14 protein-coding genes and 2 pseudogenes are annotated in these 16,530 nt (G+C 60.5%); 13 read left to right on the top strand and 3 right to left on the bottom strand.

The genetic code is table 11. The features are described from left to right. Nucleotides 1–6 precede the first annotated feature (6 nt). Nucleotides 7–888, bottom strand: coding sequence for a 4-hydroxy-tetrahydrodipicolinate synthase (dapA, locus tag AC0L3L_RS24000; protein WP_473639336.1), 882 nt, complete (start codon nt 886–888; stop codon nt 7–9). A gap of 331 nt (nt 889–1,219) precedes the next feature. Between dapA and AC0L3L_RS23995 the strand changes: the two genes are divergently transcribed. The 4 genes and pseudogenes from AC0L3L_RS23995 to AC0L3L_RS23980 all read left to right on the top strand — a co-directional run bounded on the left by AC0L3L_RS23995 (nt 1,220) and on the right by AC0L3L_RS23980 (nt 7,049). After that, on the top strand, nt 1,220–3,259 hold the full coding sequence (locus AC0L3L_RS23995) for a lytic transglycosylase domain-containing protein (RefSeq protein WP_473639334.1): 2,040 nt from the start codon (nt 1,220–1,222) through the stop codon (nt 3,257–3,259). Nucleotides 3,260–3,614: 355 nt separating this feature from the next. Then, a complete protein-coding gene (locus tag AC0L3L_RS23990; protein ID WP_473639332.1) occupies nt 3,615–4,508 on the top strand; it encodes an alpha/beta fold hydrolase in 894 nt (297 codons plus the stop codon). A 222-nt stretch (nt 4,509–4,730) separates the two neighbouring features. After that, entirely contained in the window at nt 4,731–6,002 is a 1,272-nt protein-coding gene (locus AC0L3L_RS23985; protein ID WP_473639330.1) for a tyrosine-type recombinase/integrase, read from the top strand. 428 nt (nt 6,003–6,430) lie between these two features. Next, a pseudogene (locus tag AC0L3L_RS23980) lies at nt 6,431–7,049 on the top strand (NAD(P)H-dependent oxidoreductase). Nucleotides 7,050–7,196: 147 nt separating this feature from the next. Here AC0L3L_RS23980 and AC0L3L_RS23975 read toward each other — a convergent pair. Continuing rightward, nucleotides 7,197–8,489: a glucoamylase family protein gene (locus tag AC0L3L_RS23975; RefSeq protein ID WP_473639328.1), complete on the bottom strand. Its 1,293-nt coding sequence runs from the start codon at nt 8,487–8,489 to the stop codon at nt 7,197–7,199. 263 nt (nt 8,490–8,752) lie between these two features. Continuing rightward, the gene (locus AC0L3L_RS23970) at nt 8,753–9,421 is read right to left on the bottom strand and encodes a FadR/GntR family transcriptional regulator (RefSeq protein WP_125007003.1); all 669 of its coding nucleotides are present in this window, start codon (nt 9,419–9,421) and stop codon (nt 8,753–8,755) included. Between the two features lie 12 nt (nt 9,422–9,433). Between AC0L3L_RS23970 and AC0L3L_RS23965 the strand changes: the two genes are divergently transcribed. From AC0L3L_RS23965 to AC0L3L_RS23925, 9 genes and pseudogenes are all read left to right on the top strand, one after another. Beyond that, nucleotides 9,434–9,922, top strand: coding sequence for a hypothetical protein (locus tag AC0L3L_RS23965; protein ID WP_473639420.1), 489 nt, complete (start codon nt 9,434–9,436; stop codon nt 9,920–9,922). A gap of 26 nt (nt 9,923–9,948) precedes the next feature. Next, a complete protein-coding gene (locus tag AC0L3L_RS23960) occupies nt 9,949–10,725 on the top strand; it encodes an amino acid ABC transporter ATP-binding protein (RefSeq protein WP_473639326.1) in 777 nt (258 codons plus the stop codon). A 60-nt stretch (nt 10,726–10,785) separates the two neighbouring features. After that, nucleotides 10,786–11,604, top strand: a complete 819-nt coding sequence (locus AC0L3L_RS23955) for a transporter substrate-binding domain-containing protein (protein ID WP_473639324.1) — start codon at nt 10,786–10,788, stop codon at nt 11,602–11,604. Nucleotides 11,605–11,664: 60 nt separating this feature from the next. Continuing rightward, entirely contained in the window at nt 11,665–12,375 is a 711-nt protein-coding gene (locus AC0L3L_RS23950) for an ABC transporter permease (protein ID WP_473639323.1), read from the top strand. A gap of 1 nt (nt 12,376) precedes the next feature. After that, nucleotides 12,377–13,057, top strand: coding sequence for an ABC transporter permease (locus tag AC0L3L_RS23945; protein ID WP_473639321.1), 681 nt, complete (start codon nt 12,377–12,379; stop codon nt 13,055–13,057). 24 nt (nt 13,058–13,081) lie between these two features. Beyond that, nucleotides 13,082–13,435, top strand: a complete 354-nt coding sequence (locus AC0L3L_RS23940; protein ID WP_473639319.1) for a cupin domain-containing protein — start codon at nt 13,082–13,084, stop codon at nt 13,433–13,435. A gap of 44 nt (nt 13,436–13,479) precedes the next feature. Beyond that, nucleotides 13,480–14,799 carry an NAD(P)/FAD-dependent oxidoreductase gene (locus AC0L3L_RS23935; protein WP_473639317.1) on the top strand — a complete coding sequence of 440 codons (1,320 nt, stop codon included), beginning with the start codon at nt 13,480–13,482 and terminating at the stop codon, nt 14,797–14,799. Between the two features lie 6 nt (nt 14,800–14,805). Continuing rightward, nucleotides 14,806–15,758: pseudogene (locus tag AC0L3L_RS23930) on the top strand (2-hydroxyacid dehydrogenase). 154 nt (nt 15,759–15,912) lie between these two features. Next, nucleotides 15,913–16,290, top strand: a complete 378-nt coding sequence (locus tag AC0L3L_RS23925; protein WP_473639315.1) for a hypothetical protein — start codon at nt 15,913–15,915, stop codon at nt 16,288–16,290. Nucleotides 16,291–16,530 lie beyond the last annotated feature (240 nt).

Here is a 16,530-nt window from a genome sequence, read left to right as displayed (position 1 = left end):
TCATCCCTAATTAATCAAGCCGGCGTGCTTCATCGCCGCATCGATCTTCTCGGCGGTCGACTGCTCGACGGTGACCAGTGGCGAACGCAGCACGTTCTCGACCTTGCCCAGCTTCGACAGCGCATATTTCGCGCCGGACACGCCGGGTTCCAGGAAAATCGCCTTGTGCAGCGGCAGCAGGCGGTCCTGCAAGTCCAGCGCCTTGGCGTTCTCGCCGGAAAGCGTCGCCTCCTGGAATTCGGCGCACAGCCGCGGCGCGACATTCGCCGTCACCGAGATGCAGCCGACGCCGCCATGGGCGTTGAAACCGAGCGCCGAGGCATCCTCGCCGGAAAGCTGGATGAAATCCTTGCCGCAGGTGGCACGCTGCTCGGAAACCCGCTCGACCTTGCCGGTGGCGTCCTTGACGCCGATGATGTTCTTGAAGTCGTGCACCAGCTGGCCCATCGTCTCGGGCATCATGTCGATCACCGAGCGCGGCGGAATATTGTAGATGATGATCGGCAGGCTGGTCGCCTTGGCGACCGCGGCGAAATGCGCGTAGAGGCCGCGCTGCGTCGGCCTGTTGTAGTAAGGCGTGACGACGAGTGCCGCGTCGGCGCCTGCCTTCTCGGCATACTGCACCAGGCCGACCGCCTCTTCGGTGTTGTTGGAGCCGGCGCCGGCGACGACCGGAACGCGGCCCTTGGCTACCTCGATACAGACCTTGACGACTTGGCGGTGCTCGTCATGCGACAGCGTCGGCGACTCGCCGGTGGTGCCGACTGGAACCACGCCCGTCGTGCCTTCAGCGATCTGCCAGGCGATGAAGGCGCGAAAGGCTTTCTCGTCGAAACGGCCGCTCTTTTCGAACGGTGTCACGAGCGCGGTAAGCGAGCCTCTCAGCATGTCGTCCAACTCCTTGGGACTAGCGCATGACCCGAAAATCGGTGTCGATTTACGGAAAGATCATGCGCCAAATTTAAAGTGCTACAGCGTCCTTTGCGCGTCTGAGAAGACGCGCGGCAATGTAGGTGTTTTGTCGTGCGCGCCTTCTAGCCGAAAGCGAAGCGGCGCACCATAGTCTCGACACTGTTGCGCGGCAAGCGTGGCGGTAGTGCCAGCAAGCGCAATTTGAAAGACCTCGACAGCCTTTGTTTACGGGCTCTTCATCACAGCCAACTAGGCTTCAGTTGATCTGTGCCTGTTGGTAATGTGCAAGGCAGGAATGATGAAAGCCATGCCGACCAGGCAGCCTCATTTTTTCGCGCTGCTTGGCGCAATTCTCCTGTTGACGCCGAGCCTTGTGGCCGCCGGCAAAGTCGATGTGCAGGTCACTTCGGCCATTCCGATGCCAAACCTGCAGGATACAGGCCCGCAGGGTCCGGAATCCCCTCCCGCCAGTGTCGCCAGGCTGAAGAGCGGCCTCGATGCGCTGGCGGCAAACGACATTGCCGGCGCGCGTCGAGTGCGCGATGCCCTGCCGGTCAATTCGCTCGACCAGCATATCCTTGCCTGGTCAATCGCGCTCTATGGCGGCGACAAGGTGCCAAGCGGCGAGATCGCCGATGCTGCGAAGATGCTGCCGAACTGGCCGGGCATGATCGCCTTGCGCAAGAACAGCGAGCGCGCGCTCTACCGCGAAAACCCCGCGCCGGAGATCGTGGTGCAGGCTTTTGGCGGCAGCCAGCCGCAGACAGTCGAGGGCGTGGTCATCCTCGCCCGCTCCTATGTCTCGCAGGGCCACGTCGAGGCGGCGCGCTCGGTGCTGTCGCCATTCTGGCGCACCGAGAAACTGGAAGCCAGGGACGAAGCGGCGATCATCCGGGAATTCGGCAAGCTGATCCCCGCAGCCGACCATCGTTTCCGCATGGAGCGCATGTTCTATGCCGATCGGATCAATTCCGCGCTGCGCGTTGCCGGCCTTGCCGGCGCCCAGCAACTGGCCGACGCCTGGGCGGCAGCGGACAGGGGCGACAAGAATGCGGCCAAACTGCTGAAGGCGGTGCCCGCCGCGCAGCGTTCGGCCGGCTATCTCTTCGCGCAAGCTCAATATCTGCGCAAGCAGGAGAAGTTTTCCGACGCCGCCGCTATGGTGATGAAGGCGCCGAGCGATCGCATCGCGCTTGTCGACCCGGATGCCTGGTGGGCCGAGCGCCGGGTGCTGTCGCGCGAACTGGTCGACCAGGGCGATATGAAGACCGCCTACAGAATAGTCGCCGTGCACGCCGCCGAAAGTGCTGCCAACGCGGCGGATGCCGAGTTCCATGCCGGCTGGTACGCGCTGCGCGGTCTCAACGCCCCCAACACCGCTGCCAGGCATTTTACGCGGATCGCCGGTCTCACCCAGGGGCCGATATCGCTGTCGCGCGCCTATTACTGGCTCGGCCGTGCGGCCGAAGCCGGCGGTCCCGGCAATGCAAAGGATCATTTCACCCGTGCCGCCGCCTATGGTACGACCTTCTACGGCCAGCTCGCCGGCGAGCGCGTCGGCCGGCAGGTCCTCAACATCGCCGATCCGCAGCCGAGCGCCGCCGATCACCGGAATTTCGCCAACCGCGAGGCGGTCAGCGCCATCAGGCGGCTGCAGGAGGCGGGCTATGAGCGTTATGCCGACACGCTTTATCGCGACCTCGCCGGACAGTTGACCAGCCCCGGAGAGCTGGCACTGCTGGCCGCGATGGCGGAAAAGCAGGGCAATCACTTCCTGGCGCTGAAAGTCGGCAAGATCGCCGGCGCGCGCGGCATCGATGTCGGGGCGCTGTCGCATCCGCTCGGCGTCATTCCCGAGACCGCCGATATTTCCGGCTCGGGCAAGGCGCTGGCCTATGCGATCGCCCGCCAGGAAAGCGAGTTCAACATCGGCGCCGTCTCCAGCGCCGGCGCACGCGGGCTGCTGCAGCTGATGCCGGGGACAGCCAGGCAATTGGCGAAGAAGGCCGGAATGACCTTCTCGCAGGCGCGGCTGACCACCGACGCCGGCTACAACGCGACCTTGGGCGCCGCCTTCCTCGGTGAGCAGCTCGGCCGCTTCGACGGCTCCTATGTGCTGACCTTCGCCGGCTATAATGCCGGCCCCAGCCGCGCCGCCCAATGGGTGGCCAGATATGGCGACCCGCGCGGCAAGGACATCGACGCCGTCGTCGACTGGATCGAGCGGATTCCCTACACGGAAACAAGAAGTTACGTCCAGCGCGTGATGGAGAATTACGAAGTCTACAAGATGCGCATTTCCGGTAAGTACGACATTGTGGGGGATTTGGTGAATGGGCGGAGTTGATCCGTCGGCGTTCGGGCGAACGCTGGCTTGGCGAAGCGCCCCCCTCTGCCCTGCCGGGCATCTCCCCCTCAAGGGGGGAGATCGGCCGTCCGGTTTGCTTTCGCCAATCTCCAACGCTGTAAAGAAGGCGCGGCCAGTGAAACTGCCAATCTCCCCCCTTGAGGGGGAGATGCCCGGCAGGGCAGAGGGGGGCGCTGTCCCGCCGACGTGTCGAGAAAATCTCGGTGCCCGCAGCGCTTGGACTTAGTAATGCCCTTGCCCATTCCGTTGGACCGCTCTGCCTTCCGATTTGACCGTACCCGCCCTCGCCTGTAGCAGTCTCGACGATCCGGCAACGGCGAGGAATCGAGTCCAAATGTCGAGCGGTTTTTCCGATTTTTTCTACGCCTCGCCGGACGGGCTTGAACTCCACGCCCGCATCTACGGCGAAGCGAACTCCGGACACTGGCCGGTCGTCTGCCTGCCCGGCCTGACCCGCAATAGCCGCGATTTTCATGAGCTGGCGCTGCACCTGTCCCGACGGGCGGCAAGTCCACGAAAAATCGTCGCTTTCGACTATCGCGGGCGCGGGCAATCCGCCTACGACCCCGACATCGGCCACTACAATGTCGGCGTCGAAGCCGGTGACATCCTCGCCGGGTTGGCGGCGCTGGGCATCGAGGGGGCGGGCTTCATCGGCACGTCACGCGGCGGGCTGATCATCCATGTGCTCGGCGCGATGCGCCCGGCCGTCCTGAGGGCTGTCGTACTCAACGATATCGGCCCGGTGGTCGAGGCCGGCGGCTTCGCCCATATCCGCTCCTATCTCGAGCGCACGCCGAAGCCGAAAACCCATGCCGAGGCGGTCGGCGCCCAGCGCGGCGCGCATGGCAGCGACTTTCCTGCTCTGACCGAGGCGGATTGGGAGCGGATGGTATCGGCCCTCTACCGAGAGACGGATGAGGGTCTGGTGCCGGATTTCGACCCGAAGCTGATCGGCACGCTGGCGGGTCTCGATCTCACCCAGCCACTGCCTGATCTGTGGCAGCAGTTCGAGGCGCTGGCGGCGGTACCGTTGCTCGCCATACGCGGCGCCAATTCGAAGCTGCTATCCACTGAGACGCTCGAACAGATGCGAAAGCGTCACCCTTGTGTCGAGACGATCATGGTCGAGGGCCAGGGCCATGCGCCTTTCCTCGAGACCGGCGGCCTGCCCGGCGCCATCGCCAACTTTCTTGATATGGCCGAGCAACGCTTCGCCGCAAAGTGAATTTTTTGCGAGGGACGCGGACATTCACCACAGTCCTGCGAAGCGCGAAGCAGGATGGCGGAGAGGATGTCCGTCTCCGCCTAATCCAAGGGGGTCCAAGGGCGTCTAACTTACCCCCTGAAATCCTTGTGCCACAAGGAGTTGAGTTCCGATAGCGTCCAAGGGGGTCTTGCCAAGTCCAGGAGTAAGTTGTACGTAAACTTGTTCGCAGGGAGAGTTCGAATGCAAATCAACCGCCTCACCGTCGCCGGCGTCAACGCACAGAACAAGCCCGGCCTCTATGCCGATGGGCTCGGCCTTTATCTACAGGTCGCCAAGGGCGGTTCGAAGTCCTGGATTTTCCGCTACATGCTGGCCGGCAAGCCCCGCAAGATGGGCTTGGGCTCGGTGCATACGGTGCCGCTGAAGCTGGCACGGGAACGCGCTGGGGAGCAACGCCTCAAGCTCCTCGATGCCGACGACCCGATAGAGAAACGCAAGGCCGAACGGCTGGAGAAGCTGGCGGCATCCGCAACCGTCCTGACCTTCAAGGAAGCGTCGGAGCGCTACATCAAAGCCCATGCCGCCGGCTGGAAGAATGCCAAGCACGGCGACCAGTGGAAGAGCACACTCGAAACCTACGCGTGGCCTGTCGTCGGCGCTCTGCATGTTGCGGAAGTTGAGGACGGCCACATAAGCCAGATACTTGACCCTATCTGGGCCACGAAAAACGAGACCGCCAGCCGTCTCCGGGGTAGGATCGAAAGCATTCTTGATTGGGCGCGCGTGAAGGGCTTCCGCCCGAAGCACAGCGACAATCCCGCGCGGTGGAAGGGCCATCTAGACAAGCTGCTGCCGAAGCCGTCAAAGGTGAAGAAGGTCAGGCCCCAGCCCGCGTTGCCCTACACCGCGCTTCCCGGCTTCATGGAGAAGCTTCTCGGCATGAGCAGCATATCGGCCAGGGCTTTGGAGTTCACGATCCTGACCGCCGCTCGCACTCAAGCCATCACTGGCGCGACGCTGGAGGAGGTCGACTTTGAGGCAAAGCTCTGGACCGTTCCCGGCTCACGCCAAGGAACGAAGCTCAATGACGACAATCGCGAGCATCGCGTTCCGCTCTGCGACCGGGCGATTGAGATATTGCGCACGACGCCACGCGAGAAGGACAACCCGCACCTGTTCACTGGCGGCAAGCCCGGCAAGGGACTGAGCACCGCCGCAATGGCGGAACTGCTAAAGGGCTTCGACCTGCCATCTGACACGCCGGGGCACCAGCCCGTGGTCCACGGCTTCCGCAGTACGTTCCGCGATTGGGCGACAGAGCAGACGGCATACCCGAACGAAATGCTTGAAATGGCGCTGGCACACACGGTCAGCGATAAGACGGAAGCCGCCTATCGGCGTGGGGATATGTTCGAAAAGAGACGCCGTCTGATGGCCGACTGGGCTGAATTCTGCGCCGCGGTGAAGCCGACGGCGGCGGACAACGTGACGCCCATCAGGGCGCAGGCCTGATATAAGAAAGCATTCCGCTGTGGACGCCTTGCTCAAGGAGCCTGGCGGCATGTAGCGACAACTATTCCTTGCACCCAAGAATATTTTTTTGCTTTCTGATTGCTCGAAAAGCGAACGGATATGCCGAGAGCGCAGGAGATAACGACATAAGGCGATCAATACTTCCGCAAATTTCTATTTTTCTTATGGTGCTTGGCAGGAACCTGCCAGGCACCCTTTTTTTATTCAGGGCTTCGCTTAACTTTCTCGGGACCCGGTTTCCGCGAAAAAACGTTTTAACCTGTGCAATCAGACCTAACAAAGTCTCAGGAGCTAACAATGAGCACGCAAAACATACTTCGCCGCGAGGCCGTTGGCCGCGTCAGCCCGGCCATAGCCCCCGCTTTGAAACGGTCGCGACCTTCCCGGACTATGGAGGAACACATCAGATGACCAGGCGCATCGCTATTGTCCAGGGCCATCCAGACCCGGCTGGCCAACACCTGCTTCACGCTATGTCCGGCGCTTATGCCGAAGGCGCGACTGCAGCGGGGCACCAGGTACGCCGCATCGAAGTGGCCAAGCTCGACTTTCCGCTGCTGCGTACGATCGAGGATTTCGAGACCGGGGCGTTGCCGCCCGCCCTGGAGCAATCCCGGGAGGATCTGCGCTGGGCAGAGCATTGGGTGTTTCTGTTTCCGCTTTGGCACGGAACCATGCCAGCTTTGTTCAAGACTTTCTCGAACATATTTTCAGGCCCGGATTTGCTATGGAATACAAAGAGGGCGGCTTTCCAAAGCGGCTACTCGCCGGGCGCTCCGCTCGCCTCGTCGTCACCATGGGAATGCCGGTGTTTCTTTATCGCTGGTACTTCGGCGCCTACGGTGTTCGCGGAGCGTAGCATCTTGAGCTTCGCCGGAATCAAGCCAATTCGCGAAAGTTTCTTTGGCCTCTCATTTTGCGGATGAGAAGAAACGCGCTCGCTGGATCGAGGACATACGCAATCGGAGGGCGGGGAGACTGACCACCGCCCACACCAAAGACAACAAGAGTCCAGAAGCAGCCTAGCGCTCATGACCCGAACTAGTCATTGCTGCTGCACGGCGGCAACGTGAAGGTGGTTTGCAGTCGGCCCGTCTTCGAATACGGTTGCGACAAAGGGGACTTAGGTTGGCGGTCACTTGACCCGGTTAGTCCCAATCGCTCCGCCAACGGCTACGACAATTGCAGCCAACCCCCGGTGAATCCCGCCTTGTGCAGACCCTCGACAATGAACGGGCATTTCTTCATCAACTCCCAAAGAAATCCCGTGCGGTGGTTCTCGATCATCAACACGATCGGCCCTTGATCGAGTCCGTAATAACCTTTTGAGATCCAACCCGGCTTGCTTTGATGCCCTGATTCGAAGGTTGGATTAAAGCTGCACTTGAAGCCGTACTCACTGGTCACTTCGGGGTATACTTCATTAAAGTGCCGCAGCGCTGGCAAGACGATCTCGGGGGCGAAAGGTAGCGATGCAATCGCGGCCCAGGGCGCGATGGTGCCATCGTCCGGACCAAATGGGATGCCGCGCGCCGTGTAGTCGAAAAAGTGACGCTCAACGCCCTCGATCTTCACACAGGTCGGACCCGGACCATCACTCGCGGTAATGCCCCAGCAATGCTCGCTGTACCCTTTGTAGTCCAATGGATTACGGATCGCGTATTGCTGTTGTGCGTAAGTTGCACGGCGGCTGTTCTCGAAATAATCGATCCCCTTTTCGCGCATGAATTCGTCCTGAATGCCGCGAAAGTCGATCCACATATGGGAGAGCTGATGAATGAATAATGGGCCGGCATAGAGAAACTCCACCCCATAGAGATTCTTCCAGCAGTAAGTCCCGGTTTGGGCCTTGTAGCTCTCGGCTGGAATTGGATGGGCCGGCGAAGCCATTGCCAACACGTAAAGGATCAGGGCTTCGTTATAGCCCTCCCACCGATCCGGCAGAAACCCGCACTCCGGCTTCCAACCCATCGATACGGTTTCTCCGGCGTTAAGCGCCCACTGCCAATCGGCCCGGGCGTAGAGCTCTTCAGCGAGCGAACGTATTTCGCGCTCTTCGGGCGCGTCCCCATCAAAGTACGCAGCGGCGGCCAACATGCCAGCGAGCAGAAATGTCGAATCAATCGTCGACAACTCCGACTCCCAGGCGCGACGGCCAGTGTCCATGTAAAGAAAGTGGTAATAGAAGCCTTTGTAACCGGTCGCATCCGCCTCCTCGCTCTGCTCACTGTTTCTAAAGAATCGAAGTGTCGTGAGTGTGCGCTCGATAGCTTCGGCTCGTGTGATAAAGCCGCGCTCGACGCCGATGGTGTAGGCCGTCAATGCAAACCCTATCGGGGCGATGCTCGCATGCGAGCCAGTGCGCGTGTTGTCAGGAACCATTCCATTGGCGCGATTGCTCTCTTTCAGGAAATATTCGAATGTGTCCCGTTGGAGTTTGTCCAACCTTTCCTCTCTCTGATTCATGCGGCCTCCTGGTTCGCGGTATTCCAGTCTCGATAAGGGACTTGGCGACCACGCTCACTGAGTGAAGCTATCGTATTGTCCTTGGGTTTCTGATTTCACGACCGTCTTGATCTTTGCCACGGCTTCGAGCGTGCGATAGCGGGGTCGGCACCGAGGTTGCATCGGCGCCTTTGAGAGGCGCATTTTCAGCGCTCGTCGTCCTAGACTGTCTTGTCGAAGCCAGTGAATGTATTCGACTTTAAAAATACGTTCGGTCCATGGTTTCATGCATGCGGACCAAGGATGTTCGCCCTCGCTTCCATAATATGGTTGTACATACTTAGCTCCGCCCCTACGCTGTCCCGGTCCCTGATGGCCGCTAGAATTTCTCGATGCTTGGTGATGTATCCCCTCATTCTGTCCGGTGTGAGTGATTGCTCTTTCATCCGACCCCAAAGGTTTCCCGCCCGCACCTCATGGATTACTTCGTACAGTGACGAAAGAAGACCGTTTCTTGCCGCCTCAACGACGATGCGGTGAAAGACGGCATCCCACTTTTCGAACTCGACAAGCGTCTCGGCGGCGCTCCCCTTGTCGATCGATTTTTGTAGTTCATCGATCTCCTGCGGCGTCGCTCTGAGCGCGGCCAATCCGGCGACTTTTGGCTCGATGATCAAACGCGTCTCGAACACTTCTGCTGGATAGGTGCGGACCGCGTCGCCCGCGCTGCCTGGCGGACGGCGTAGTGCCGTTGACGTGACTCCGCTGCCTGCGATGAAAGTGCCCCTTCCCACGTGCCTTGTCAGGCGCCCCTCGTTCTCGAGCGAAGCGAGCATCCTCCGCAACGCGGTGCGAGGCAGGCCAAGCTTTAGCGCCAAATCGCGCTCGGGTGGCAAGCGGTCGCCTGGCTCCAATCCCTCCGCCTCGATGAAATCCTTCAGTACGACGCTCATCATCCTCCTCCCTTGAAACTTTTTTTCGCAACCAATTTGATCCATGTTGACACCAATATCAAGACCAATGTTAAGTTGGTCGCATGTTTTAACCCAATTTGGTTGCGAATGGTGTCCTACGTGAAGCCAAATCCAGTACAGAAGACTTACGCGGAATCCCAGAATGACGTGGCCGCCGTCGCTGGCAAAGCGCGGACGCAACTCTTCATCGCCGGGCGGTGGCTGAATGCGAAAAACGCACTCGACGTGGTCGAGCCTTCGACGGCCCAAGTCATTGCAACACTAGCCGGCGACGTCGCGGATGCGATCGCCGCGGTATATGCTGCCGCTGCTGCCGCCGAGCCTTGCAAGGAGGCGGCCGACCAAGTCGTCAGCTGCTCCATGGAACTCGGCGGGAACGCACCGTTCGTCGTGTTCGACGACGAGATGGTCGGTATCGCCAAGGCGGCTGTAGATGGCGTGCTCGAAGATCTGGACGCGCAAGGCGCGGTGGCCAGTTAGCTATGCTCTGTCGTAAGGCCTCACGCATGGGCGAAGTCCTGAAGGTCAAAGATCTCGTTAAGGTATTCGGTTCCACGAAGGTGCTGAGCGGCGTCAGCTTCAGCATGAAGGAGGGCGAGGTCGTCTCGATGATCGGATCGTCGGGATGCGGGAAAAGCACCGCGCTTCGCTGCACCAATTTTTTGGAGACGCCAACCTCGGGACAGATCGAATTCATGGGAGAGGCCATCTCTGTGACCTCCGACACGCGCGGAGAGCCGAAGATTGTCAACGCGGCCGCCGTCAGAGCATTTCGACGCCAGATCGGAATGGTGTTCCAGAACTTCAATCTCTGGCCGCATCGCACCGTCCTCGGCAACGTGACGGAGGCACTCGTTTACGTTCTTAAGCTTTCTCGGAAGGAGGCAGAAGAGATCGCGCTCTGGGCGCTGTCGAGGGTCGGCATGGAAACCTTCCGCGACCGCTACCCGCAGCAGCTTTCGGGCGGCCAGCAGCAGCGCGTCGCCTTCGCGCGCGTCCTGGCGATGCGCCCGAAATTGATGCTGTGCGACGAGCCGACCTCCGCGCTCGATCCCGAACTGGTCGGAGAGGTCTTGAAGATCATACGCAAACTTGCGGAGGATGGTGCGACAATCCTCCTCGTGACGCACGAAATGAGGTTCGCGAGAGACGTGTCGAACCGAATGATATTCCTGCAAAAGGGCCGCCTCGAGCAGGATGATACGCCGGGAGAGCTGTTTCGAAACCCCGCGAGCGAAGCGGTGAAGCGGTTTCTTTCGAGCGTCATGCCGGCCAATGCCTGATCGCAGGCCACCAGATAATTAGAAGCCAAAACTTAGAAACCAAACAAAGGGGTAACAGAGATGAACGTCAGCAAGTTTATCAGGTACGCATTCGCATCCGGGCTGCTCGTCGCCACGGCGGCGACTATGGCCTCGGCCGAGGAAGGTGTTTTGCGAATCGGCACCGAAGGCGATGCGCCGAAGTTCAGCATGGCCGACCCGAGCGGCAACGTCACCGGCTTCGACGCGGACATCGCCAATGGCATCTGCGCCGAACTGAAGGTCCAATGTAAGTTCGTCGTCCAGACGTTCAGTTCGCTTGTCCCGTCAATGGACACCGACCGATTTGACGTCATCATCTCAGGTCTTGGCATTACAGCCGAGCGGGAAAAGAAGATCGATTATTCAATCCCTTATGCAACGACGCCTCTTTACTTCGTGGTCGCAAAGGATTCGCCGCTGGCCGCCTTGAAAAGCCTTAATGAAATCAAGGAGGCGATCGCCGGCAAGACCGTCGGTGTCGTCACAGGCACTACCTACGCTAGGTTCATCGAGAAGCGGATGACGGGCGCCGATCTGAAAACCTACGATGCTGTTACCCAGTTGACTGCAGACCTCGCTAGCGGCCGCATCGACGTAGCTTTCGGAGATTCACCGACCTGGGTCGACTTCCTGGCAACGCCGGACGGCGCGAACTTCGCGAAAATCGATGTCAGGATAATTTCCATGGACGATCCGGAAGTCCTCGGCCGAGGCATGGGCGTCGGGATGCGCAAAGGCAACACCGATCTCAAGGCAAAGGTCGACGCGGCCCTGTGCAAGATGATCAACGACGGCACGGTCAAGAAAGCTTCCATGCAATGGTTCCAGGACGACTACACCATTCCCTGCAAGCAGTGATCCTTCGATGGTAGCGGCCTGCCTTGGCGTCGCCCAAGGCATGCGGATGGGATGGAGTTTATGCAGGATTTCGCGGTTCTGATGGTGGAGCATGGCTGGGCGCTGGCTCTCCTGCGCGGAAGTGCAGTGACAATTGCGATCGGGCTGCTCGGCATGCTGCTTGGTTTCGTGGTGGCGACGCCACTGGCCATCGTGCGCTGGCAGAAGGTCATGGTCGTCTCACAGATGGTGGACGCCTACAGCATCTTGATCCGCGGCATTCCGGGACTGCTGGTGATCTACCTGCTGTTCTACGGTTCCTTGGACTGGGTGAGAACGGTCGCGGGGACGTTCGGCTATGAGCAGGTTGCCGAGAATGCCTATCCGATGATCGTCGGCGTCATAGCGATTGCCTCGATCTCCTGTGCGTACTCAATCGAGGTCATCCGCGGCGCTCTCCAAGCCGTGCCCCCCGGGATGCTGGAAGCCGCCCGGTCCTTGGCGCTCCCGCCAATGGTGACATTCTTTCGCATCACCTTTCCGCTCGCCTTGCGGCTCGCGCTCGGCGGCATCAACAATGTGTGGCAGATGACGATCAAGGATACGTCGCTGATCTCGGTCGTTGGCCTCCAGGAACTGATGCGGACCGCTGCGATCGCCGCCGGCATCACCCGGTCGCCGCTGCTCTTCTACTGCATTGCCGCAGCCTTGTTCTTCGCCATGACGCTCGCGAGCCAAACCGCATTCTCGAGGATCGAACGGGTCCTCAACCGCGGCTTCGGAGGGATGTGATATGGACTTGGGCATCGTGACGTATGCGTTCCCGTTTCTGCTGGAAGGCGTCAAGATCACGCTTCTCATCGCAGTCTTCGGCGTTGTTCTGGGTCTGCCGCTAGGAGTCCTCGTCGGCCTTGCGCGCGGATCGAGAAACCGGGTGCTTCGCGGTTTTTGCGACGCCTATTGCGCGATATTTCGCGGCACGCCGATGTTGGTCCAGATCTTCGTAATCTATTTCGGATTGGCTCAAGTGAGCTTCATACGCCACAACCCGATCCTGTGGTGGATGATAGGCGACGGCCTAAACGCGGCCATTCTTGCCGTGGTGCTGAACTCCGGCGCCTACACCGCCGAGACATTCCGCACGGCTTTTCTCTCCTTGCCCAAGGGCGTGATCGAAGCCGCGCAAGCCTGCGGAATGTCGCCTTGGCATATTTTCGCGCGCGTCAAGTTCCCGCTGGCGGTGCGACAGGCGCTGCCCGCCTACAGCAGCGAAGTCGCCATCATCATCAAGGAGTCTAGCCTCGCCTCCACGATTACCGTTCTGGAGGTCACCGGCTACGCCAAGCGCCTGATGAGCGAGACGTTCGCGGTGATGGACATCTTCATCATAACCGCCGCCATCTATCTCACAATCAGCGTCGTTGCACTGATGGTGATGAAGCTCCTCGAAAAACGATTGTCGATCCCCGGCTGAAGCCAGTCCTGAAAGGCCAACAACATGTCCAACCTCACCTTTATCGACCAGAACGATTTGCCCCGGCCCCGCGAAGGCAAGCCTGCGCCGGACAGGCTCATCGAAGGCGATCCGCGCTTTCTGAGCTGGGACATCGCACAGACCGCCGACGGAGTGGTCCAGTCCGGCTTATGGGAGGCGACGCCGGGCGCCTATCGCTCGATAAAAGGCAAGACTTTCGAGGTCTGCGTCATCTTATCAGGCGTATCCGAGCTGACCGAGGACGGCAAGGAGCCGCGTCGCATTATGGCCGGCGACGCCTTTGTCATGCATCCGGGCTTCTCCGGCGTCTGGAAGGTCATCGAAACCACGCGCAAGCTCTGGGTTAGTCGAGACTAGTCGGCGCCCCAGCCTTCCTTGAAACGCAGCAGCAGTATCGGTTCATGACACAGACGCTTTCCACATCGATCAAATCGACGCCATACTGGTGGGAGGATTGCGCCTTTCCGCCTTTGCCGATCCGCAAGCTCGATCGGAGCTGCGACGTGGCGATCGTTGGCGGCGGCTATACGGGCCTGTCGGCGGCGATCGAGTTGACGCGTGCGGGCAAGCACGTCCAGCTTTTTGACCGCCAGTCGCTCGGTCAGGCGGCCTCCAGCCGCAACGGTGGAATGGCAAGCGGCAGCATCCGGCCCAGCCGCAAGGAGTTGATCAGGCGCTTCGGTCTGGACAGGGCGAACGGCATCCTCCTGGAGGGGCAGGCCGCGCGGCAGGACCTTTGGCGGTTTCTCGAGGCGGAGAATATTGATGCTGAGTTCGTGCTGACCGGATCGTTCCAGGGCGCGATGACCGCCGGGGAGACGGAAGAGCTTCGCCGTCATGCTGGCTTTCTTGGCGACAGCCTTGGCATCGAAGCCTTCCCCGTCAACGGATCGGACGTCCGGAAATATATCGGAACCGACCTCTATGTCGGTGGCATGGTCCGTATGGATATCGGCGGTCTTCAGCCCGCGAAGCTGCTCGCCGGCATGATCCGCGTCGCGTGCGCGACCGACGCCATTCTGCACGAGAACACTGCGGTCCTAGGTTCCACCAGCGATACCGCTGGCGTGCGGGTTACTACCGATCGCGGCGACGTCCTAGCGAAGAAACTCCTCGTATGCACCGACGGATACACCGACGGGTTCGATCCCTGGTTACGGCGTCGGCTCGTGCCGGTCCGCAGCCGGATTATCGCGACCGAGCCCGTCGGCAAGGAGTTTATGGACCGGCTGATGCCCGCGCACATGATGCATGGCGACATGCGCAGGCTGAGCTACTACTACCGCCCGTCGCCCGACGGGTCCCGTATCTTGTTCGGCGGACGCGACGGCACGACCGCAGGCGATCCGCTCACGCCGACCGTCAATCTGCGGACGGAGCTCGCCAGGCTTTTCCCGGAACTGGACAATATCGGCATCACGCATAGCTGGTTCGGCAATGTCGCCATGCACCGGGATATGATCCCGCGCATCTTTTCGCGCGGCAACACCATTTACGCGACTGGCTATTGCGGTTCCGGCATCGTCTGGGCGCGGTGGCTCGGCAAGAAGGCGGCGCTCAAGGTCCTCGAAGACGCGGAGCAGCCGCGGTCCGCATTCGATTTCGATCAGTCGCCCAAGGCCGTGCCGTTTTACCGCGGCCGTCCATGGTTCATTCCGCTCGTGTACTGGATGTATGAGCGCCATGACCGGAAGACGCTGCGCCGTCGCAAGGATGCGTGAGGCGGCATGGTATTCCTGTTCCTCTGTGATGCGACGCGAGGGGCCGTGTTCGCCGAGGTGTTCTCGAAGCACCTGCCGGACGTTCGGTTCTGCATGGACCCGGACGCGACGACATCCGCTTCATCATGACGTGGGACGTGCCAGCAAACCTTCGGCGGTATCCCAACCTCCAGTCTGTGTTCTGCATCGGCGCGGGAGTCGACCAGTTTGCCAGGGCCTCGATTCCTCCAGGTGTGAAGCTCGTTCGCATGGTAGACGAGGGTATTACCAGGATGGTCGTCGAATATGTCGCTATGGCTGTCCTTTCGCTTCATCGAAATCTGCATCTCTACATCGATCAGCAGCGCCGTCGGCTCTGGAAGGAATTCGAGCAACACCCGCAGGCCGCCGACCGCAGCGTTTCCGTGCTGGGCATGGGCGTGCTGGGTGAGGCCGCACTTCACGGGCTACAGACCTTCGGTTTCCGGCTCTCGGGATGGAGCCGATCAAAGCGATCCATCGACGGCGTGACTTGTCATAAGGGCGAAGCTGGGTTGCGGGAGATGCTTGCACGGACGGACATACTCGTCTGCCTACTGCCGCTAACCGGGAATACGACCGGAATTCTGAACGACTACCTGTTCGGCGCCCTTCCGCGCGGCGCCTGCCTCGTCCACGCCGGCAAGGGACGTCAGCTCGACGCCGACGCGCTGCTGTCGTCCTTGGATAGCGGCAGGCTGTCCGGAGCATTCCTCGACGTGACCGATCCGGAGCCGCTGCCGCCAGAGCATCCTCTCTGGGCGCATCAGCGCGTCGTCATCACACCGCATATCGCGACAAGCACGCAAGCGGATAGCGCGGCGTTAACGACCGTGCAGAATGTAAAGCGTCTGCTTGGCGGCGCCGATCCAACGGGACTGGTGGATCTCGCGGAACTTCCCGGATCTACTTTCGCCGATCAACGATCAAGGAAAGGCTAGCTGACGTGAACGTTGCTACAAAACTCTCTTCGCCTCTCAGTCTAGGTATCGCTTCGCTGCCCACCGGTCTTTTCATCGACGGACAATGGAGAGGCGGCACGGAGGGGAAAAACATAGAGGTCATTGATCAACCGCCGCTGCCGCTGCGGCGGCCTTGGCTCCCGCTTCAACGATCATCGACGCGACCGCAGCGCCGTCTGTCGCTGACGCGATCCCAGTTACGCGGACGAAAACCAGTCTCGATGCAATGCTGCTGGAGCTCAAGGGCGCGAAACCGAAGCGGGTGCAGGTCGATCCGGAGCCCGAGCCCGAGGCGGATCGAGTATGGCGTGCGAGGTACTGGGGCAATCTTAGCGTGAGCGACGATGAGCTTGAGCGGAGGTACGGCGCGCCAACATGGGCGGTGTTGTGCTACCCGACGCATGCCGAGTGGATCGAAGACGATGCCCGGCTGACCAGACTGGCGCAGGATGGGCGATTGGCGAGTCCTACGGCGCGTCAGGACGCGCGGGAGCCGCATCCCGGTCCATAAGACCAGTCAAGGGCGAGATCGCGTCCAGCGGCTCGCCTGCGTTTCAAAATCAACCCCAGGCGCTTGCCAAACGGCCAGTTTCCGGCACGGCCCGCCTAAGAACGACATGGCAGGGAACCGATTTAACAAGCTCTGAGTTTCAATCGTTAACCCAAGGTGAAAGTCTTAGGGAGCAACACAATGAAAACCATCCATCATCTCCTCGCCGGCACCGGTATGGTGCTGATTTCAAGTGCATTT

The organism is Mesorhizobium sp. WSM4849 (assembly GCF_055811385.1).
The sequence above is the reverse complement of the archived record's forward strand: the minus strand, read 5'-3'. Positions and strand labels throughout refer to the sequence as shown.